The organism is Streptomyces sp. NPDC088252 (assembly GCF_044740965.1).
Classification (GTDB): domain Bacteria; phylum Actinomycetota; class Actinomycetes; order Streptomycetales; family Streptomycetaceae; genus Streptomyces.
The window spans coordinates 274,376-294,378 of the sequence record NZ_JBIURS010000003.1; the positions used below are offsets into that span (position 1 = coordinate 274,376).

Consider the following 20,003-nt stretch of genomic DNA (forward strand, 5'->3'; position numbering starts at 1 on the left):
GGGGAGCCGCGCCCCGTGCCGCGTTGTGGAGAGACAGACTGTCCTGTGTCAGTACGACTTGGGGAGACCCAGGGACTGGTGGGACACGTAGTTCAGGATCATTTCCCGGCTGACGGGCGCTATCCGGGCGACGCGGGCCGCGGTGATCAGGGACGCGAGGCCGTACTCGCGGGTGAGTCCGTTGCCGCCGAGGGTGTGCACGGCCTGGTCGACGGCTTTGACGCAGGCCTCGCCCGCCGCGTACTTCGCCATGTTGGCGGCCTCTCCGGCGCCGATGTCGTCGCCCTCGTCGTACAGCCGGGCGGCCTTCTGCATCATCAGCCGGGCCAGTTCCAGTTCGATGTGGGCCTGGGCGAGGGGGTGGGCGATGGCCTGGTGGGAGCCGATGGGCTCCTTCCACACCTGGCGGGTCTTCGCGTACTCGACGGCGCGGGCGAGCGCGTAGCGGCCCATGCCGATGCCGAACGCGGCGGTCATGATGCGTTCGGGGTTGAGGCCGGCGAAGAGCTGGAGCAGTCCGGCGTCCTCATCGCCCACGAGGGCGTCGGCGGGCAGCCGTATGTCGTCGAGGACGAGCTCGAACTGCTTCTCCGGGGCCTGGAGTTCCATGTCGATCTGCGAGCGGCCGAAGCCGGGGGCGTCGCGCGGGACGATGAAGAGGCAGGGTTTGAGCCTGCCGGACCTGGCGTCCTCGGTGCGGCCGACGACGAGGGTGGCGTCGGCGATGTCGACACCGGAGACGAAGACCTTGCGCCCGGTGAGCAGCCAGTACTCGCCGTCCTTGCGGGCGGTGGTGGTGATGCGGTGGGAGTTGGAGCCCGCGTCGGGTTCGGTGATGCCGAAGGCCATGGTGAGGCTGCCGTCGGCGAGGCCGGGCAGCCACTGCCGCTTCTGGGTGTCGGTGCCGAAGCGGGCGATGACGGTGCCGCAGATCGCCGGGGAGACGACCATCATCAACAGCGGGCTGCCAGCCGCGCCGAGTTCCTCCAGGACGATGGAGAGTTCGGCCATTCCACTGCCTCCGCCGCCGTACTCCTCGGGGAGGTTCACTCCGAGGTAGCCCAGCTTGGCGGCTTCGGCCCACAGCTCGCGCGGGTGGGACCCGTCGCGCACGACGGAGGTCATGTAGTCCCGCCCGTAACGCTTTCCGAGGGCGGCGACGGCGGCGCGCAGGGCCTGGTGCTCTTCGGTTTCGAGGACGGTGCTCATGCGTTCTCCTCAGGGTCTGCGGGTTCGGGGGCGCGTTCCGCGGCGTCGGTGACGGCGACCGCGGGTTCGGGGGCGCGCTCCGCGGGTTCGGTGACGACGACCGCGGGTTCGGGGGCGCGCTCCGCGGGTTCGGTGACGACGGCGAGCAGGGTGCCGACCTCCACCTGAAGGCCGGGGGTGGCGTGCAGGGCGGTGAGGATGCCGGAGGCGGGGGCGAGGATGCGGTGTTCCATCTTCATCGCCTCCAGCCAGATCAGGGGCGCTCCCGCTTCGACCGTCGCCCCGGCCGCGAGTCCGTCCGCGACGCGGACGACGGTGCCGGGCATGGGGGCGAGCAGGGAGCCGGGTTCGGTCCGGTCGGTGGCGTCGGTGAAGCGGGGCAGGGCGGTGAGGGTGTACGAGCCGGTGGCGGTGTCCACATAGGTCGTGTCGCCGTGGACGGTGAGGGCGAAGTGGCGGGTGAGGGGTCCGGTTTCGAGGGTGACGTGGTCGGGGCGGGCGGTGACGACCCGTTCTCCGGTTTCGGGGACGGGGCCGGTGCGTGTGGTGCGGTACGCGGCCTGGAGCTCGGTGCCGTCGGGTTCGGCGCGGTAGCGCTTGACCCGGGGCTGCGAGGAGATGTTGCGCCAGGCTCCGAAGCGGGTGGGGCCGGGACCGGGGCCGTGGTGCCGGCCGGCGGCGTCGGCGAGGGCGGCGGCCAGGGCGGCGAGTCGCAGCTCCCCTCCGTCCGGGGCCGGGGTGAGGGCGTCCAGGTGGCGGTCGTAGAAGCCGGTGTCGAGGCGGGCGGCACGGAAGTCGGGGTGGCGCAGGGACCGTACGAGCAGGTCGCGGTTGGTGACCGGGCCGTGGACGCGGGCGCGTTCCAGGGCGCGGGCGAGGAGGCGCACGGCCTCGGCGCGGGTGGGGGCGTGGGCGATGACCTTGGCGAGCATCGGGTCGTAGTGGACGCCGATGGTGTCGCCGCCGGTGTATCCGGTGTCGAGGCGCAGTCCGGGTTCGTCCGGCACGTCCAGTGTGAGCAGTGCTCCGGTCTGCGGCTGCCAGTCGCGGGTGGGGTCCTCGGCGTAGAGCCTGGCCTCGACGGCGTGCCCCCGCGGTTCGGGGGGCGCGGCGGCGGGCAGCGGTTCGCCCTCCGCGACACGCAGTTGCAGGGCCACCAGGTCGATCCCGAAGACCGCTTCGGTGACGGGGTGTTCGACCTGGAGGCGGGTGTTCATCTCCAGGAAGTACGGGCGCCCGTCCGCGGCGAGCAGGAACTCGACGGTGCCCGCGCCCCGGTAGCCGACCGCGCGGGCGGCGGCCACGGCGGCGTCGTGCAGCCGGGCCCGCAGCGCGTCGTCGAGTCCGGGTGCGGGGGCCTCCTCGACGACCTTCTGGTGGCGCCGCTGGAGTGAGCAGTCGCGGGTGCCGAGCGCCCAGACCCCGTCGTGCTCGTCGGCCACGACCTGGACCTCGACGTGCCGACCGCGCTCCACGTACGGCTCCGCGAAGACCTCGCCGTCCCCGAACGCGGCGGCGGCCTCGGCGGACGCTGCGGTCGACTCGCCCGGCAGGGACGACAGTTCGCGTACGATCCGCATCCCACGCCCGCCCCCACCGGCCGCCGCCTTCAGCAGCAGCGGCAGGTCGTCGGCGGTGGCCTTCGCCGTGTCGACGGGAGCGAGCAGCGGCACCCCGGCCGCCGCCATCAGCTCCTTGGCACGGGTCTTGGACGCCATCAGCTCGATGGCCTCGACCGGCGGCCCCACCCAGACGAGTCCGGCGTCCTGCACGGCCTGGGCGAATCCGGCGTTCTCCGAGAGGAATCCGTATCCGGGGTGGACGGCGTCGGCGCCTGCCGCGAGCGCGGCGGAGACGACGAGATCGCCGCGCAGATAGGTGTCGGACGGGGCGGCGCCCGGCAGCCGTACGGCGGAGTCCGCCTCCCGCACGTGGAGCGCGCCGGCGTCGGCGTCGGAGTACACGGCGACGGTGGCGATGCCCAACGCACGGCAGGTGCGGAAGATCCGGCAGGCGATCTCGCCCCGGTTGGCCACCAGGAGCGTTCGAATCATGGCTGACATGAGGGAAGACTCTTTCCACTAGGACACCGCAACCATCGATCGAGGAACCCCTGCGGCGAGCAACCACCTCCGCGGGAGCGGCGGCGGTTCGGCCGCGGGGGGCCGCCTCACATCCGGAAGACTCCGAAGCCGCCGCGGGCGCCCTCGACCGGGGCGGTGTGGATCGCGGACAGGCACATACCGAGGACGGTCCTGGTGTCGCGCGGGTCGATGACCCCGTCGTCGTACAGCCGGCCGGACAGGAACATCGGCAGCGACTCGGACTCGATCTGCTGCTCGACCATGGCGCGCAGCCCGGCGTCCGCGTCCTCGTCGTAGGGCCGTCCCCTGGCGGCGGCGGAGGCGCGGGCGACGAGGGACAGCACCCCGGCGAGCTGCTGCGGCCCCATGACGGCGGACTTGCTGCTCGGCCAGGCGAAGAGGAATCGGGGGTCGTACGCCCGTCCGCACATGCCGTAGTGCCCGGCCCCGTACGAGGCGCCCATCAGCACCGACAGATGCGGGACCCTGGAGTTCGACACCGCGTTGATCATCATCGCGCCGTGCTTGATGATGCCGCCCTGTTCGTACTCCTTGCCGACCATGTAGCCGGTGGTGTTGTGCAGGAAGAGCAGCGGGATGTCGCGCTGGTTGGCGAGCTGGATGAACTGGGCGGCCTTCTGCGACTCCTGGCTGAACAGCACCCCTTGCGCGTTGGCGACGATGCCGACGGGATAGCCGTGCAGCGCGGCCCATCCGGTCACCAGACTGGTGCCGTAGAGCGGTTTGAACGCGTCGAAGTCGGAGCCGTCGACGAGCCGCGCGATCACCTCGCGCGGGTCGAAGGGCACCTTCAGGTCGCCGGGCACGATGCCGATCAGCTCGTCCTCGTCGTACCTCGGCGGTTCGGCCGGGCCCGGATCGCGGTGCGCCTTGCGCCAGTTGAGCCGGGCGACGATCCGGCGGGCCTGGCGCAGCGCGTCCTGCTCGTCGACGGCGAAGTGGTCGGCGAGGCCGGAGGTGCGGGCGTGCATCTCGGCGCCGCCCAGCGATTCGTCGTCGCTCTCCTCGCCGGTCGCCATCTTCACCAGCGGCGGTCCGCCGAGGAAGACCTTGGACCGCTCCTTGATCATGACCGTGTGGTCGGACATGCCGGGGACGTACGCCCCGCCGGCGGTCGAGTTCCCGAAGACGACGGCCACGGTCGGGATGCCGGCCGCCGACAGCCGGGTGAGGTCGCGGAACAGCGCCCCGCCGGGGATGAAGATCTCCTTCTGCGACGGCAGGTCGGCGCCTCCCGACTCGACGAGGCTGATGCAGGGCAGCCGGTTGGCGAAGGCGATCTCGTTCGCCCGCAGGGCCTTCTTCAGGGTCCAGGGGTTGGAGGCGCCGCCGCGCACGGTCGGGTCGTTGGCGGTGATCAGGCATTCCACGCCCGACACCACTCCGATCCCGGTGACGAGTGAGGCGCCGACCGCGTACTCGCTTCCCCAGGCGGCGAGCGGCGACAGTTCGAGGAACGGGGTGTCCTCGTCGACCAGGAGCTCGATCCGCTCGCGGGCGAGGAGCTTGCCGCGCGCGCGGTGCCGCGCGACGTACTTCTCACCGCCGCCCGCCAGCGCCCTGGTGTGCTCGACGGCCAGTTCGTCGAGCTTCGCGAGCATGGCCGCGCGGTTCGCGGCGTACTCGGCCGACGCGGTGTCGAGCCCGGTGGGCAGGACGGTCATGCGTTCACCTCCGGTGCGTGGACGGCTTCCAGCAGCGTCACGGGTATGGGCAGGTGCCGGGAGCGCAGCCACTCCCCCACCGCCTTGGCCTGCGGATCGAACCGGTGCCGGGCGGCGACCCCCTCGCCGAGCAGCCCGTGCACCACGAAATTGAGGGCGCGGAGGTTCGGCAGGACATGGCGTACGACGGTGAGGGGGGCGGTCTCCGGCAGCAGCTCCTGGAACCGCTCGACGGTCAGTTCATGGGCCAGCCACCGCCAGGCTTCGTCGTCCACGGCCCACACCCCCACGTTGGCGTCCCCGCCCTTGTCCCCGCTGCGGGCGCCCGCGATCCGGCCGAGCGGGGCGGTGCGGGTGGGCCCGGCGGGCAACGGCGCGGGCAGCGGGGGCTGTTCGACTTCCTGAAGGGGACGTGTCCGTGCGGGAGGTTCCTGGTGCTCGCGCCGCCCGTCCGGGAGCACGGCGACGTGTGCGACCTCGTCGGGCGGTACGCACCGGGCCTCGAACACGCCGTACGGGGCGCCCTTGCCGGGCGGGGCCGTGACATGGAAGCCGGGGTAGCTGCCGAGGGCGAGCTCGACCGCGGTCCCGGAGACGGCACGCCCGACGGCCTCCGCGTCCTGGTCGCGGACGACGAGCCGGAGCAGGGCGCTCGCGGTCTCCTCGGTGGCGGCGTCGGCCCGGTCGGTGCGGGACAGCTCCCAGCGCACCTCGTCCGGTTCGGTACGGGACCGGGCGAGCGCGTCCTCGAACTGGTCCCGCACGAGGCGCGCCTTGGCCTCGATGTCGAGCCCGGTGAGGACGAAGACGACCTCGTTGCGCCAGCCTCCGAGCCGGTTGAGGCCGGCCTTGAGGGTGGGCGGCGGGGCCTCGCCGCGCACGCCGGACATCCGCACCCGGTCGGGGCCGTCCTGGGTCAGCCGTACGGTGTCGAGCCGGGCGGTGACGTCCGGCCCGGCGTACCGGGCTCCGCCGGTCTCGTACAGCAGTTGCGCGGTGACGGTGCCGATGTCGACGATGCCGCCGGTGCCGTCGTGCTTGGTGATGACACAGGTGCCGTCGGCGTCGATCTCGGCGACGGGGAAGCCGGGCCGGAGCAGGTCGTGGTTCCGCTCGTGGCCGCGGAAGAACGAGTAGTTCCCCCCGGTGGCCTGGGTGCCGCACTCCAGTACGTGTCCGGCGACGACGGCCCCGGCGAGCGCGTCGTGGTCGTCGGGGCCCCAGCCGAAGTGGGCGGCGGCGGGTCCGGTGACGAGGGCGGCGTCGGTGACCCGCCCGGTCACGACGACATCGGCGCCCGCGGTCAGACAGGCGGCGATCCCGGCGCCGCCGAGGTAGGCGTTGGCGGTGAGGAACCCCTCCGGTACGGGGAGGCCGTCGCCCTCCACATGGGCGACGCGCACGGGCACGCCGACCTTCCGCGCCAACTCCCGCACGGCGTCGGCCAGTCCGGCCGGGTTGAGACCTCCGGCATTGGCGACGATCCGCACGCCGCGCTCACGGGCGAGCCCGAGTCCTTCTTCGAGCTGGCGCAGGAAGGTGGTGGCGTATCCACGCGTGGGGTCCTTGAGCCTGCTCCGGCCGAGGATGAGCATGGTCAGTTCGGCGAGGTAGTCGCCGGTGAGGACGTCGAGGGGCCCGCCGGTGAGCATCTCGCGCATGGCGTCGAAGCGGTCGCCGTAGAACCCGGAGGCGTTGCCGATCCGCAGGACCCGCCCGGTCACTTCCCGCCTCCCCGGGGCGAGCGGCCGGGGCCGGGCGGCCCGGCGAACGCCTGGGCGATGTCGAGCCACCGGTCGGCATCGGGCCCGGTGGCCCGGACGGCCAGGTCGTCGCGGTGGGCGCGCCGGGTGACGAGGAGGCAGAAGTCGACCAGCGGTCCGCCGACGCGCTGCGATGCGTCTTCGGCGCCGAACGCGATCATCTCGCCGTCGGGCGCTTCGAGTTCGACCCGGAACTCCTCCCGGGGCACCTCGATGCCCCGCACCAGGTAGGCGTAGTCCCTGGCCCGCACCCCGATCCGGGCGACGTGCCGCAGCCGGGCGGTGGGGGTCCTGGTGACCCCGAGGGCGTCGGCGACGTCCTGGCCGTGCGCCCAGGCCTCCATGATCCGCGCGGTCGCCATGGAGGCGACGCTCATCGGCGGCCCGTACCAGGGGATACGGGCCCCGGCCGGTGCGTCCCGCAGCGCAGCCTCCAGCCGCTCCCGCCCGCGCCGCCACCGTGCGAGGAGCGCCGCCGGATCCAGCACGGCCAGCTCCTCGGCCCCCCGGTCGACAAAGGTCTCCGGGGCCTCCATCGCCTTGGCGGCCTCCCGGGCGAAGGCGTCGGCGTCGGTCGCGGCCAGCAGGGCGACCTCGTCGGTCCAGGTGAGATGGGCGATCTGGTGCGCGATGTCCCAGCCGGGGGCGGGGGTCGGCGCGGCCCACTGCCCGGCGCTCAACCCCCCTACGAGTAAGTCGAGTTCCTGGCTCTCTTCGCGCAGATCGTCGAGCACGGCTGCGACATCGGGCACGGTGCGCTCCCCTCGGGGCAAGGCGGTGTGCCCAGGAGCATGACAGCGGACCTATAAACAAGCAAGCATGCTTGCATTATTTTCTACCCCACCATCGGGGCGGCTCGTCCCGGTGGCGGTACGCCCTGAGGTCGCTCACGAAGCCGAACGGACCCGGCAGGACGTCACTGCACATCGGTGCGGCCCAGCCAGCTCGGCCGGACCGGCACCCCGTCCGCGTATCGCTCCACCGGCGAGGACGGTGACGGCGGAGGTGACGGAGGCGGAGGCGGCGCGACCTCGGGCTCGGGTGCCGCCGGTTCAGGTTCGGCCGCGGGTGGGGGCGGTGCGGCGCTGTCGTCCAGCAGCTCGGCCACCGTGAACCGGGTGCTGAAGGACTGCCAGGCACCGTCGATCACCAGAAGGAAGCCGCCGTCCTCCCGGAAGAGCCGACGGCGCTTCGGGCTCCAGGGGTGCTCCGGCGTATGGTTCCGGGCCCGGCGCTCCAGCTCCACCAGGGCGTCCTCGCGTGTGCCTTCCAGGTGCGCCAGCACGTATGCCTCCGTGTGCTTGCGCTCCCCCGCCCCCACGGTCGTCTCCATGACCAGTCCCCAGGTCGCCATGTGCCCCGCCCCTTCCCCCTCGTTCAGGAGCAACCCTAGGGGCTCTCGTTCGGACGCTCCACGGCGACGTGTGAGGATCGGATCATGGGTGGGACAGAGATCCGTCGCCGCCGCGACGGCGACATCGAGGCGTGCGTCGACGCGCTGGCTACCGTGCACGGGGCGGACCGCTACCCGGCCGAGTGGCCGGCCGACCCGGGGAGCTGGCTGACTCCTCATGGGTTGCTGGACGCCTGGGTGGCCATGGACGGCGCGACGGTGCTGGGGCATGTGGCGCTCACGCGTACGGAGGAGGTTCTGGCGAAGGAGGCCGGCCTGCCCGTGGCGGAACTGGCTTCGGTCGCCCGGCTCTTCGCGCGCTCCGAGGCACGTCGCCGCAGAGTGGCGAGCGCGTTGCTCGACACGGTGAGGGCGGCGGCGGCAGCCCGGGGTGTGCGGCTCGTCCTGGAGGCCGAGGAGGGCGGGGCGGCCGCCATCGCGCTCTACGAGCGTGCCGGGTGGCGCCACGTCGGCAGCCGCACCGACGACTGGACCACGGCCGACGGGCGTCCGGCCCGGATGCGCGCGTACCTGGCCCCCGTCGAGCCGGTCGGGCAGCCCGCCGCGATCCGGTGATCCGTCCGGCCGGGAGAGCCTTCCCCCGCACAGCCGCCGCTCACGGGGCGGCCCGGTGGATACGGGCCGGCGCGTCGCGTGTCCGGGGCAGGTGGTCGCGGAGTGCGGGCGGGCCGTCAGGCGCGGTCGCGGCCCTTCCCGCTCCGCACCTGACTGCGCACCGCCCCCATGCTCGCGCCGATGACCAGGGCGATGGCCAGGGCGTCCGTCGTGGAGAGGGCCTGGTCGAGGATCAGGAAGCCGGCCGTGGCCGCGATCGCCGGTTCGAGGCTCATCAGGATCGCGAAGGTGGGCGCGGGCAGGCGGCGCAGCGCCATGAGTTCGAGGGTGTACGGAAGGACCGAGCTCAGCAGTGCCACCACCGCGCCCAACCCCAGCGTGGACGGGACCAGCAGTTTCGAGCTCGACTCCAGGACGCCCAGGGGCAGGGAGAGGAGCGCGGCGACCACCAGGGCCAGGGCCAGGCCGTCCGCCTGCGGGAAGCGGCGGCCGGTGCGGGCACTGAAGACGATGTACGTCGCCCACATGGCACCCGCGCCCAGCGCGTACGCGGCGCCCCCCGGATCGAGCCGGTCGAAGCCCCCGCCGCTCAGCAGCACCACGCCGCCCAGCGCGAGGCCCGCCCACACCACGTTGATCAGGCGGCGGGAGGCAACCACCGAGAGGGCGAGCGGACCCAGCACCTCCAGGGTGACGGCCGCGCCCAGCGGGATGCGGTCGGCGGCCTGGTAGAAGAGCGTGTTCATGCCGCCCATCGCCAGCCCGAACGCGAGGACCGTGCCCCAGTCGGCGCGCGTGTAGCCGCGCACCTTCGGGCGGCAGACGGCCATCATGACCAGCGCGGCGACGGCCAGGCGCAGGGTGACGACCCCGAGCGCGCCGGCCCGGGGCATCAGCAGGACCGCGACCGCGGAGCCGAACTGGACGGAGAGGCCACCGGCGACCACCAGCGCGACCGGGGCGAGCGCCGCCCTCCGGCCCCCGGGGCGTGCGGGGCCTGCCGCACCGCCCAGGGCGGACACCGCCTCCGGTACGGCGACGGCTGCGGCCTGCTCCGTGGCCGCGGCCGCTGCTGCACTGCGCTGGTCGTTCACCTGCGGTGTCCCTCCCGAGTCCGAAGCCCGACGCCTGATGCACGACGGTACATTTCAATGCACTGCTTGATTGAAGATACTGCACTCCCGTGGTGCGGTACCTCCTCTTACGGTAGGTACCTCCGCGTGGTGCGTGAAATGCCTGCTGGACTCCCGTTATGCTCCCCGCGCATGAGCCTGGGACGCAGCGATGACGGCCGCACCGGAAACCGGTCGGGCCACGACTCCGGCCGCGGCATCGAGGTCCGCCATCTGCGCGCCTTCCTCGCCGTCGCCGACGAGGGCAACGTCACCCGCGCCGCCGCCCGCCTCCGCCTCACCCAGCCCGCGGTCTCCCGCACGCTCGCCGCCCTGGAGCAGCGCCTCGGCATCCGGCTCGTCGACCGGTCCACCCACCATCTCGCCCTCACCCCCGAGGGCGTCGCCTTCCGGGACAGGGCCGCCGCCGCGGTCGCCGCGTTCGACGCGGCGCTCGACCCCGGCGGGCTGCGCCGCCGACCGCTGCGGCTCGGGCACGCCTGGTCCGCGTTCGGCCCGTACACCACCCCGCTGCTCCGCCGCTGGCAGGAGCGGTATCCGCAGACCCCGCTCGAACTGCTGCGGATCGACGACCGCACCGCCGGGCTCACCCGCGGCGAGGTCGACGCCGCGCTGCTGCGGGGGCCCGTCGAGGCGCCGGGGCTCGTCACCGAGGTGCTCCTGGAGGAGGACCGGGTGGCGGCCGTCGCCACCGACGGACCGCTCGCCGGGCACGCCGTGCTCACGCTCGCCGAGTTGGCGGGCAGCACCGTCGTCCTCAACACCGTCTCCGGCACGACCACCGTCGACCTCTGGCCGCCGGACACCCGGCCCGCCACGATCCTGACCGTCGCCAACACCGATGACTGGCTGACCGCCATCGCGGCGGGGCGCGGCGTCGGGGTGTCCGCCGCGTCCACCGCCGGCATGCATCCGCACCCCGGGGTCGCCTACCGCCCGCTCGTCGACGCCCCGACCATCCCGGTCCTGCTCGCCCGGCGTGATGCCCCCGGCCATCCCGCGCTGGACGACCTCGTCGCGCTCGCCCGCGAGATCGTGCGGGGCGACGCCCCGCACCGGGCCCCGTGAACGGGCACGGGATCCACGTCAGCGGGGCGTGCCGCTGCCCGGTACGACGGCCAGCGCGTCGATCTCGACCCGGAATCCGGGATGGACCAGGCCGGCGACCCCCACCAGGGAGCAGGCGGGCGGGTGCCCGGCGTCCTGGTGCTCGTCACGCACCCGGCGGAAGGCGGGCAGGTCCGTGAGATCGGTCAGGTACACCGTCAGCTTGACCACGTCGCGCAGACCGCATCCCGCCGCCGCCAGCGCGGTGGACAGATTGGCGTAGACCTGGCGCACCTGCGCCTCGGCGTCCTCGGCGCCCACCAGGTTTCCGTCGCGGTCCACCGGCACCTGGCCCGAGACGGCGACCATGGTCCCGCTGAACGTCACGGCGTGGCTGTATCCGTTGGTGGGCGGAGACCCCTCGGGGCGTACGTGGTGTGTCACTGCTCCTCCTCGTGCCGGTGTCCATCGGGAAACCCGTGCCGGTGCCCGCCGGGAAAGTGTGCCGCCCTCATCCCTCCGGCGGCATCCGGGGCAGGCCCTCCGCCAGCACCTCCGCCAGGTGTCGCGCCCGCACGCCGCCCAGTTGCTCCAGCTGCGTCCGGCAGGAGAATCCGTCCGCCAGCACCTCCGTGCCGGGCTCCGCGGCACGCACCGACGGCAGCAGTTGTTCCTCGGCGCAGGCCACCGAAACCCCCCAATGGCCCCGCTCGAAGCCGAAGTTTCCGGCGAGTCCACAGCATCCACCGCTCAACTCGCCCGTCAGACCGGCCCGTTCCCGCAGCCGGCGATCCGCGGCATCGCCCAGGACCGCGTGCTGGTGACAGTGGGTCTGGCCGGTGACCGGGCGGTCCAGGCGGGGTGGCCGCCAGTGCGGGGCGTACTCCTCCAGGTACTGCGCCAACGTCCTCACCGACCCGGCGAGTTCGGCCGCCCGAGGGTCGTCGGGGAGGAGTTCGGGCAGGTCGGTGCGGAGGGTGGCGGCGCAGCTCGGTTCGAGGACGACGACGGGGTCTCCCAGGACCGCACCGATCCGGTCCAGGGTCCGGCGCATCACCGTACGGGCCCTGTCGAGCTGGCCGGTCGACACATACGTGAGACCGCAGCACAGCCCGCGGCCGGGCGTCAGCACGGTCCGGCCCGCCGACTCCAGGACGCGGACCGCCGCCCGGCCCACTTCGGGCGAGAAGTGGTCGGTGAAGGTGTCGGGCCACAGGAGGGCCACCTGGTCGTCGCAGAGGGGCACCGTTCCCCCGGCCGACCGCCGTCGCAGCCACCGGGTGAACGTCTCGCGTGCGAGCACCGGGATCCCGCGCTCCGGCGCGATCCCGGCGAGCCGCTTGGCCAGGGCGGCCGACGGGCGCGCCCGGGCCAGGGTGTTCAGCACGCCCGCGAACGGGGCGGCAAGGCGCAGCCAGCCCGGCAGCCGCCCCATCGTGTAGTGGGCGGCCGGGCGCAGCCGCCCCCGGTAGTGGTGGTGCAGGAACTCCGCCTTGTACGTGGCCATGTCGACGCCCACCGGGCAGTCGCCGCGGCAGCCCTTGCAGGCGAGGCACAGGTCGAGCGCGTCCCGCACCTCCTCGCTCCGCCAGCCGTCCGTGATCACCTCGCCCGCGAGCATCTCGTGCAGCAGCCGGGCCCGGCCCCGGGTGGAGTGGGCCTCCTCGCCGGTCGCCCGGAACGACGGGCACATCACGCCCGCGCCCGCGGGCCGGGCGGCGGTACGGCACTTGGCGACGCCCACGCACCGGCGTACCGCGGCGGAGAAGTCGCCGCCGTCGTCCGGGTAGCCGAACGCCACGTCCACCGGGCGTCTCGGCAGCACCTCGAACCTGAGGTTCTCGTCGAGCCGGGCCGGGCGGACGAGGATGCCCGGGTTCATGCCGCCGTCCGGGTCCCAGATGTCCTTGAACCGGGCGAAGAGGGCGACCAGTTCGTCCCCGTACATGCGTGGGAGCAGTTCGGCGCGGGCCTGGCCGTCACCGTGCTCCCCGCTCAGTGATCCGCCGTGCGCGACGACCAGGTCGGCCAGCTCTCCGGAGAAGCGGCGGAAGCGGGCCACCCCTTCGGGGTTCAGCAGGTCGAAGTCGATCCGGACGTGGACGCAGCCCTCGCCGAAGTGTCCGTACGGGGTACCGCGCAGTCCGTGCTCGGCGAGCAGGGCGCGGAAGTCGCGGAGGTACGGGCCGAGGCGGGCGGGCGGTACGGCGCAGTCCTCCCAGCCGGGCCAGGCCTCCGTGCCGTCGGGCATCCGGGTGGCGGTGCCGGCCGCGTCCTCGCGGACGCGCCACAGGGCCCGTTGTCCGGCCGGGTCGGTGACGACGACGCCGTTCAGCGCGTCGGCCGCCCGCAGGACGCGCTCGGCGTGCGCCCGCGCCTCGGCCGGGGTGGCGCCGCCCGTCTCGATGAAGAGCCAGGCACCGCCGCGCGGCAGCCCGGCCGGTTCCCGTACGAGATCGGCGGCCATGCCCTCCACGGTCAGGGGATGGTGGGGGAGCAGACCGGGGGCGGCCTCGGCGGCGGCGGACTCGTCGGCGTAGGCGAGTACAACGAGCGCGCGGGCCGCCGGCGCCTCGACCAGTCGTACGGACGCCTCCGTCACCACGCCGAGCGTGCCCTCGCTGCCGCAGAAGGCACGGACGAGGTCGGCCCCGCGCTCCGGCAGGAGTGCGTCCAGCGCGTACCCGGAGATGCGGCGCGGGAGCGCGGGGAAGCCGGTGCGCAGGAGAGCGAGGCCGGCACCGACGAGTTCGGGGAGTCCGACGAGCCCGGCGGGGAATCCGGGCCCGCCGCCCCGGCCCAGCCGCAGCGTGTCGCCGCCGTAGCGAGTCACGGTCAGGGCGTGCACGTTGTCGGCCGTGGTGCCCCAGGCGACCGAGTGCGCGCCGCAGGAGTTGTTGCCGATCATGCCGCCCAGCGTGCAGCGGCTGTGTGTGGAGGGGTCGGGTCCGAAGGTGAGGCCGTGCGGGGCGGCGGCGGCGCGCAGATCGTCCAGGACCACGCCGGGCTGGACGACCGCGGTGCGGGACCCGGCGTCCAGTTCGACGATCCTCCGCAGGTGGCGGGTGAGGTCGAGGACGACCCCGGTGCCGGTGGACTGTCCGGCGATGGAGGTGCCGCCGCCGCGCGGGACCACGGGCACCGCGTGCGCGCGGCAGACGGCGAGCGCGGCGGCCACGTCGTCGGCGTCGCGCGGGGCGACGACGCCGAGGGGTACGCGGCGGTAGTTGGAGGCGTCCATCGTCGTCAAGGCCCGTGCGGTGGGTCCGAAGTCGACCTCTCCACGGACCGCGGAGCGCAGGGCCTGTGCGAGTTCGGCGCGTTCCGTGGGTTTCTGATGTGCGGCCATGGGCTCAGGATGCCGTTGATCGGGCCACTCGTCCGCCCGAGGACGCACGATTCCCCTGAATACGTCAATACGTCGGAATACGTCGGACGCGTAGTCACATACGTAACAGAGAACGCCACAAGGACTTCCCAAAGGGAGTGTCAATTCTCATATAGTGACCACAACTTGGCTTGGAATTATCAGCTCCAGTTGTCGCGTTCGCCTGTGCCGTACGAAGTGTCCCGATCTGTCCCGCCCGCCCGTTCGTCCCGTCCGCCCCCAAGGACTCCACTTGAGCCCCTCATCCCGGCCGACCGCACTGGCCCTGCTGATCTCACTGGCCGTCACCGGATCCCTGTGCGTGTGGGCGGTCGTCGCCGCCCCCGACTCGGTACGGCCCACGCTGGCCTGGGGGGCGGGCGCCGCCGCCGTGCTGCTGTCCGCCGCCGTGGCCACCGCCGTCCACGCCCGCGCCACCACGAACCGGCTGCGCGCCCGTATCACGGCGGAGACCCACCGGTTCACCGGCGAGATCAGCCGGCTCGTGTCCGCCTCCGCGGCCGAGGGCCAGCGTTTCACCGCCGAGACCGCCCGGATCAAGGCCGCCGCGGAGGCCGAGACGGCGCGGATCACCGCGCAGGCCCTCGCCGAGACCGAACGGCTCACCGCCGAGACCGAGCGGCTCGGCGCCCGCGCGGCCCGCAGCGAGACCGAGCGTTCCGCCGCGATCGCCGCCTGCGCCAACGCCGCGGGCCGCATGCAGGCCCTGTCCACCAGCATGCTCGCGGACCTGCGCGAGATGGAGCACCGGCACGCGGCTGAGGACGTGCTCGGCGATCTGCTCCACCTGGACCACCGCACCGCCCAGGCCGGCCGCCTCGCCGACTCCATCGCCGTGCTGACCGGCGCCCGCTCCGGGCGGCGCTGGGCGAAGCCGATCGTGATGGAGTCGATCCTGCGCGGCGCGATGGGCCGGATCAGCGGCTATCAGCGCGTACGCCTCCACTCGACCAGCGATGTCGCGGTCGCCGGTCACGCGGCCGAGGGCGTCATGCACGCGCTCGCCGAACTCCTGGACAACGCGGCCAACTTCTCACCGCCCACGGCCGAGGTCCATGTGTACGTCGAGGAGGTGCCGGCCGGCATCGTCCTGACCGTCGAGGACAGCGGTCTGGTCATGAGCGATGTCCAGCTGCGCCGCGCCGAGCGCGCTGTTTCGGCCACGCACCAGGACCTGACGGGGCTCTCCGGTACCCGGCTCGGTCTCGCCGTCGTCGGCCGGCTGGCCCGCAAGCACGGTCTGACCGTGTCGTACCGGCCGTCCGCGCGCGGCGGCACGGGCGCCCTGATGATGCTCCCGCAGGAACTCCTCACCCGTGCCGCGCCGAAGGTCCCGGCCGCCCCGGCCCCGCTGTCCGAACCGGTGTCGGCCCAGCCGGTGACGCAGCCCGTCCCCGAGCCGGAGCCCGCCCACGAGACGGCCGCCGCGGCCGACACCCGGCCCCCGCGGGACCCGGCACCGGCGGACTCCCCCGCGCTCCCGGACTCCCCCGCGTCCGAGACCACCCGCAACCTCCCCCGGTTCGGCGAGAGCGGACTCCCCAAGCGCCCCCGAGGCCGCACCCTCGCCGCCGCCGAGGCCCGCACCAACGCCAACGGCACCGGCGCGGCCACGCCGCCCCGTACCGCCGACCCCAAGGAACAGGCAGCCCGCTTCAGCAGCTTCCGCCAGGCTGTCCGGCCCAGTCCCCCGCACCCGGAAGAAGGCAACACCCGATGACCGCGACCACCGACGAGAAGCTCAACTGGCTGCTGGAGGGGCTCCTGGAGCGCACCCCCGGCACCCGTCATGCCCTCGTCCTGTCCAGGGACGGCCTCAAGCTGTGCCGTACCCCCGAGCTCTCCGTCGACCAGGCCGACCAGCTGGCCGCGATCTCGGCCGGTATCCAGAGCCTGTCGCACGGCGCGTCCGTCGAGTTCGGTGACGGCACCGGCGGCGTACGGTCCGCCATGGCCGAGTTCTACGGCGGCGTGCTGTTCATCGTCGAGGCGGGCGCGGGCGCCCATCTCGCGGTCGTCGCCTCCGACGAGGCCGACGTCGGTCTCATCGGGCACAACATGAGCGAGCTCGTCGAGCAGCTCGGCGAGCACCTGAGCGCGCCGCCGCGCTCCTCCTCGGCCCCCGCGGCCGCCGTCGACGCGACAGCGAACGTATGACCCGCCGCCGCCCCGGCCGGGACGACGACCCGGACCGGCTGTACACCCTCACCGGTGGCCGCAGCCGGTCCGATTCGGACGCGTTCGACCTGGTGACGCTGGTGGTCTCCGAGTGCGAGCCGGTCCCCGGCATGCAGTCGGAGCACGTCACGATCCTGCGGATGTGCCAACTGCCCACCGCGGTCGTGGAGATCGCCGCGGGCCTCGGCCTGCCCGTCAGCATCGTCCGGATCATGCTGTCCGATCTGCTGGACACCGGCCGGATCAGCGCCCGCCACCCCCGTACCGCCCGTGTCGCGGACCGGCTCCCCGACCCCGACATCCTGGAACAGGTGCTCGTTGGACTCCGCAACCTCTGACCGTGCCGCCCTGCAGGCGACGGCCGACAACGGACTGAAGATCGTCGTCGTCGGCGGCTTCGGGGTCGGCAAGACCACCATGGTCCGCTCCGTCAGCGAGATCCGTCCGCTGAACACGGAAGAGACCATGACCAGCGCGGGCGAGGCCGTCGACCACCTCGACGGTGTGCAGTCGAAGACGTCCACGACCGTCGCCTTCGACTTCGGCCGGATCTCGCTCGACGAACGCTCGGTGCTGTACCTCTTCGGCGCCCCCGGCCAGGAGCGGTTCTGGTTCCTGTGGGACCGGCTGTTCTCGGGCACGCTCGGCGCGGTCGTCCTCGTCGACACCCGCCGGCTCGCCGACTCCTGGTACGCGATCGACCGCCTGGAGCACCACGGCACGCCGTTCATCGTGGCGTGCAACGACTTCGGCGGCCCGCTCCACACCGAACAGCAGATACGGGAGGCGCTCGACCTCTCGGACGACATCCCCCTGGTGGAGTGCGACGCCCGGGACCGTTCGTCCAGCAAGTACGTACTGATCACGCTGGTCGAGTACCTGCACGCCCTCTCGCGGGGCAAGGTCTCCACCCCGTCCGCCGCCCGTCCGGACATCACGCCGGAGAAGACCCCGGAGCCCACCTCGTGACCCAGCCCCCGGCGCCGGCCCCCGGCTGCCCCGTGTCCCAGGGCCGCGAGCCGCTCTCCGGCCCACGGTTCCAGACCGAACCGACCCGGCTGTACCGGGAGATGCGCCGCGACCACGGGGCCGTGGCGCCCGTCGTCCTCGACGGCGACATCCCCGCCTGGCTCGTGCTCGGCTACCGCGAACTGCACCAGGTCACCGCCGACCCGGTGCTGTTCAGCCGGGACTCCGACCTGTGGAACCAGTGGGAGCGCATCCCCGACGACTGGCCGCTGCTGCCGATGATCGGCCGCAAGCAGCCGTCGATCCTCTACACGGTCGGCCCCCGGCACACCGAGCGCGCCGCGATGATCAGCAACGCGCTGGAGTCCGTCGACCCGTTCGCGCTGAAGCGGTACGCCGAGGAGTTCGCCGACGGACTCGTCGACCGGTTCTGCTCCACGGGCGGCACCGAGATCATCGCCGAGTACGCAATGCTGCTCCCCGCCCTCGTCCTGGCGAAGATCTACGGCTTCAGCGACGCCGTCGGCGCGGCGCTCGTGGGCTCCCTCAACGACATGATCGACGGCCGCGAGCGGGCGCTGGCCGGTCAGCAGCACCTCGCCTCGTCCATGTTCCAGCTGCTGGCCGACAAGCACGCCGTGCCCGGCGACGACGTCGCGACCAGGATGATCGCCGACCCGGGCGACTTCACCGACGAGGAGGTGGCCCAGGACCTGATGGTCATGATGGCCGCGGGCCACCAGCCGACCGCCGACTGGATCGGCAACTCGCTGCGGCTCATGCTCACCGACGACCGGTTCGCCGCCTCCCTCTCGGGTGGCCGGCACAGCGTCGCCGAGGCCATGAACGAGGTGCTCTGGGAGGACACCCCGACCCAGAACGTCGCGGGCCGCTGGGCCTCGCGCGACACCCACCTCGGCGGGCGCCACATCGAGGCGGGCGACCTGCTGCTGCTGGGCATCGCCGCCGCCAACTACGACCCGCAGGTCCGCACCGACGGCTCCGCGCTGACCGGCGGCAACAACGCGTTCCTCTCCTTCGGCCACGGCGAGCACCGCTGCCCGTTCCCCGCCCAGGAGACCGCCGAGGTCATCGCCCGCACCGGCATCGAGGTGCTGCTGGACCGGCTCCCGGACATCGACCTCGCCGTCCCCGCCGAACAGCTCACCCGCCGCCCGTCCCCGTGGCTGCGCGGACTGACGGACCTGCCGGTGGTCTTCACCCCCACCCCAGCCCTCGGAACCACCCCCGGAACCGCCATCGGAGGCAAGAGATGACCCGGATCGCGCTCGACCCCTTCGTCACCGACCTCGACGGCGAGAGCGCCCGGCTGCGCGCGGCCGGCCCACTCGCCGAGGTGGAACTGCCCGGCGGGGTGCACTGCTACGCCGTCACCCACCACGCGGAGGCCCGCCAGCTGCTCACCGACAGCCGGATCGTGAAGGACATCAACGTCTGGAGCGCCTGGCAGCGCGGCGAGATACCGATGGACTGGCCGCTGATCGGCCTCGCCAACCCGGGGCGCTCCATGCTCACGGTGGACGGCGCGGACCACCGTCGGCTGCGCACCCTGGTCGCACAGGCACTGACGGTGAAGCGGGTGGAGCGACTGCGGGCCGGCATCGAGGCGCTGACCACGGCGAGCCTGGACCGGCTGGCCGCGCTGCCCGAGGGCGAGGCGGTCGACCTGAAGGCGGAGTTCGCGTATCCGCTGCCGATGAACGTGATCAGCGAACTGATGGGCGTGGACAGCGCGGACCACCCGCGGCTGAAGGAGCTCTTCGAGAAGTTCTTCTCGACGCAGACGCCGCCCGAGGAGGTCCCGCAGATGATGGCGGACCTCGGCGCGCTCTTCACGAAGATCGTCGACTCCAAGCGGGCCGAACCGGGCGACGACCTCACCAGCGCCCTGATCGCGGCCTCCGAGGACGGCGACCACCTCTCCGACGAGGAGATCGTCAACACCCTGCAGCTGATCATCGCGGCCGGTCACGAGACCACGATCAGCCTGATCGTGAACGCGGTCGTCGCGCTCCAGACCCACCCCGAGCAGCGCAAGCAGGTGCTGAACGGTGAGGTGCCGTGGGAGAACGTGATCGAGGAGACCCTGCGCTGGAACACTCCCACGTCCCACGTCCTGATCCGGTTCGCCACGGAGGACGTCGAGGTCGGCGACAAGGTCCTGCCGAAGGGCGAGGCGCTGATCGTCTCCTTCGGCGCGCTCGGCCGCGACGAGGCACAGCACGGACCGACCGCCGGTGACTTCGACATCACCCGCTCCCCCAACCGCCACATCGCTTTCGGCCACGGTCCGCACGTCTGCCCGGGAGCGGCACTCTCCCGGCTGGAGGCGGGGGTGGCCCTGCCCGCACTGTACGAGCGGTTCCCGGAGCTGGAACTCGCCGTCCCCGCGTCCGAGCTGCGGAACAAGCCGATCGTCACCCAGAACGACCTCCACGAGCTGCCGGTGGAACTGGGCTGACCCCGCTCCCCGTCACGCGGCCCACGGACCGGCGCGCACGCCGTCCACGCACCGGAGCGGGTGTCTCATCCGACGGACACGGTCCTCGACCGTGCC

The 20,003-nt window shown here is 73.0% G+C and carries 17 protein-coding genes; 8 read left to right on the top strand and 9 right to left on the bottom strand.

The window, feature by feature from the left end:
* Positions 1-48: 48 nt before the first annotated feature.
* The 6 genes from ACIOHC_RS08240 to ACIOHC_RS08265 all read right to left on the bottom strand — a co-directional run bounded on the left by ACIOHC_RS08240 (position 49) and on the right by ACIOHC_RS08265 (position 8,095).
* Positions 49-1,209 (bottom strand): acyl-CoA dehydrogenase family protein, encoded by a 1,161-nt coding sequence (locus tag ACIOHC_RS08240; protein ID WP_351072431.1) that lies wholly within the window; start codon positions 1,207-1,209, stop codon positions 49-51.
* On the bottom strand, positions 1,206-3,263 hold the full coding sequence (locus tag ACIOHC_RS08245) for a biotin carboxylase N-terminal domain-containing protein (protein WP_351072429.1): 2,058 nt from the start codon (positions 3,261-3,263) through the stop codon (positions 1,206-1,208). Before ACIOHC_RS08245 ends, ACIOHC_RS08240 begins: the two co-directional genes overlap by 4 nt.
* A gap of 116 nt (positions 3,264-3,379) precedes the next feature.
* Positions 3,380-4,978 carry a carboxyl transferase domain-containing protein gene (locus ACIOHC_RS08250; RefSeq protein WP_365691158.1) on the bottom strand — a complete coding sequence of 533 codons (1,599 nt, stop codon included), beginning with the start codon at positions 4,976-4,978 and terminating at the stop codon, positions 3,380-3,382.
* Positions 4,975-6,702 (bottom strand): acyclic terpene utilization AtuA family protein, encoded by a 1,728-nt coding sequence (locus ACIOHC_RS08255; protein WP_365691160.1) that lies wholly within the window; start codon positions 6,700-6,702, stop codon positions 4,975-4,977. The genes ACIOHC_RS08250 and ACIOHC_RS08255 overlap by 4 nt, the downstream gene beginning before the upstream one ends.
* Complete coding sequence (locus ACIOHC_RS08260; RefSeq protein WP_351072423.1) at positions 6,699-7,493, bottom strand: TIGR03084 family metal-binding protein; 795 nt, start codon at positions 7,491-7,493, stop codon at positions 6,699-6,701. Before ACIOHC_RS08260 ends, ACIOHC_RS08255 begins: the two co-directional genes overlap by 4 nt.
* A gap of 164 nt (positions 7,494-7,657) precedes the next feature.
* Positions 7,658-8,095, bottom strand: a complete 438-nt coding sequence (locus tag ACIOHC_RS08265) for a hypothetical protein (protein WP_365691161.1) — start codon at positions 8,093-8,095, stop codon at positions 7,658-7,660.
* A gap of 84 nt (positions 8,096-8,179) precedes the next feature.
* On the opposite strand from ACIOHC_RS08265, the gene ACIOHC_RS08270 reads away from it, so the two are divergent.
* Positions 8,180-8,710 carry a GNAT family N-acetyltransferase gene (locus ACIOHC_RS08270; RefSeq protein ID WP_401841969.1) on the top strand — a complete coding sequence of 177 codons (531 nt, stop codon included), beginning with the start codon at positions 8,180-8,182 and terminating at the stop codon, positions 8,708-8,710.
* Between the two features lie 116 nt (positions 8,711-8,826).
* Here ACIOHC_RS08270 and ACIOHC_RS08275 read toward each other — a convergent pair whose 3' ends face one another.
* A complete protein-coding gene (locus ACIOHC_RS08275) occupies positions 8,827-9,804 on the bottom strand; it encodes an EamA family transporter (RefSeq protein WP_401841972.1) in 978 nt (325 codons plus the stop codon).
* Between the two features lie 171 nt (positions 9,805-9,975).
* On the opposite strand from ACIOHC_RS08275, the gene ACIOHC_RS08280 reads away from it, so the two are divergent.
* A complete protein-coding gene (locus ACIOHC_RS08280) occupies positions 9,976-10,911 on the top strand; it encodes a LysR family transcriptional regulator (protein WP_351072415.1) in 936 nt (311 codons plus the stop codon).
* 18 nt (positions 10,912-10,929) lie between these two features.
* On the opposite strand, the gene ACIOHC_RS08285 is transcribed toward ACIOHC_RS08280, so the two are convergent.
* Together ACIOHC_RS08285 and ACIOHC_RS08290 are read right to left on the bottom strand one after the other, a co-directional pair.
* On the bottom strand, positions 10,930-11,334 hold the full coding sequence (locus ACIOHC_RS08285) for a RidA family protein (RefSeq protein WP_351072413.1): 405 nt from the start codon (positions 11,332-11,334) through the stop codon (positions 10,930-10,932).
* Positions 11,335-11,401: 67 nt separating this feature from the next.
* Entirely contained in the window at positions 11,402-14,239 is a 2,838-nt protein-coding gene (locus ACIOHC_RS08290; protein ID WP_365691165.1) for an FAD-binding and (Fe-S)-binding domain-containing protein, read from the bottom strand.
* Positions 14,240-14,510: 271 nt separating this feature from the next.
* Between ACIOHC_RS08290 and ACIOHC_RS08295 the strand changes: the two genes are divergently transcribed.
* Genes ACIOHC_RS08295 through ACIOHC_RS08320 form a run of 6 tightly spaced genes read left to right on the top strand, consistent with a single transcriptional unit; the run spans position 14,511 to position 19,907 of the window.
* Positions 14,511-15,998, top strand: coding sequence for an ATP-binding protein (locus ACIOHC_RS08295; RefSeq protein ID WP_401841977.1), 1,488 nt, complete (start codon positions 14,511-14,513; stop codon positions 15,996-15,998).
* A complete protein-coding gene (locus ACIOHC_RS08300) occupies positions 15,995-16,435 on the top strand; it encodes a roadblock/LC7 domain-containing protein (protein WP_365691168.1) in 441 nt (146 codons plus the stop codon). The genes ACIOHC_RS08295 and ACIOHC_RS08300 overlap by 4 nt, the downstream gene beginning before the upstream one ends.
* A complete protein-coding gene (locus ACIOHC_RS08305; RefSeq protein ID WP_351072405.1) occupies positions 16,432-16,794 on the top strand; it encodes a DUF742 domain-containing protein in 363 nt (120 codons plus the stop codon). The genes ACIOHC_RS08300 and ACIOHC_RS08305 overlap by 4 nt, the downstream gene beginning before the upstream one ends.
* On the top strand, positions 16,775-17,425 hold the full coding sequence (locus tag ACIOHC_RS08310; RefSeq protein ID WP_351072403.1) for an ATP/GTP-binding protein: 651 nt from the start codon (positions 16,775-16,777) through the stop codon (positions 17,423-17,425). Before ACIOHC_RS08305 ends, ACIOHC_RS08310 begins: the two co-directional genes overlap by 20 nt.
* The gene (locus ACIOHC_RS08315; protein ID WP_401841981.1) at positions 17,422-18,702 is read left to right on the top strand and encodes a cytochrome P450; all 1,281 of its coding nucleotides are present in this window, start codon (positions 17,422-17,424) and stop codon (positions 18,700-18,702) included. Before ACIOHC_RS08310 ends, ACIOHC_RS08315 begins: the two co-directional genes overlap by 4 nt.
* Entirely contained in the window at positions 18,699-19,907 is a 1,209-nt protein-coding gene (locus ACIOHC_RS08320; protein ID WP_351072399.1) for a cytochrome P450, read from the top strand. The genes ACIOHC_RS08315 and ACIOHC_RS08320 overlap by 4 nt, the downstream gene beginning before the upstream one ends.
* Positions 19,908-20,003: the final 96 nt, after the last annotated feature.

Bases quoted from the DNA above. Each gene is read 5' to 3' on its own strand.
- ACIOHC_RS08265 (WP_365691161.1), bottom strand. From the start codon at position 8,095: ATGGCGACCTGGGGACTGGTCATGGAGACGACCGTGGGGGCGGGGGAG.
- ACIOHC_RS08270 (WP_401841969.1), top strand. From the start codon at position 8,180: ATGGGTGGGACAGAGATCCGTCGCCGCCGCGACGGCGACATCGAGGCG.
- ACIOHC_RS08250 (WP_365691158.1), bottom strand. From the start codon at position 4,978: ATGACCGTCCTGCCCACCGGGCTCGACACCGCGTCGGCCGAGTACGCC.
- ACIOHC_RS08305 (WP_351072405.1), top strand. From the start codon at position 16,432: ATGACCCGCCGCCGCCCCGGCCGGGACGACGACCCGGACCGGCTGTAC.
- ACIOHC_RS08320 (WP_351072399.1), top strand. From the start codon at position 18,699: ATGACCCGGATCGCGCTCGACCCCTTCGTCACCGACCTCGACGGCGAG.
- ACIOHC_RS08300 (WP_365691168.1), top strand. From the start codon at position 15,995: ATGACCGCGACCACCGACGAGAAGCTCAACTGGCTGCTGGAGGGGCTC.
- ACIOHC_RS08245 (WP_351072429.1), bottom strand. From the start codon at position 3,263: ATGATTCGAACGCTCCTGGTGGCCAACCGGGGCGAGATCGCCTGCCGG.
- ACIOHC_RS08290 (WP_365691165.1), bottom strand. From the start codon at position 14,239: ATGGCCGCACATCAGAAACCCACGGAACGCGCCGAACTCGCACAGGCC.
- ACIOHC_RS08280 (WP_351072415.1), top strand. From the start codon at position 9,976: ATGAGCCTGGGACGCAGCGATGACGGCCGCACCGGAAACCGGTCGGGC.
- ACIOHC_RS08240 (WP_351072431.1), bottom strand. From the start codon at position 1,209: ATGAGCACCGTCCTCGAAACCGAAGAGCACCAGGCCCTGCGCGCCGCC.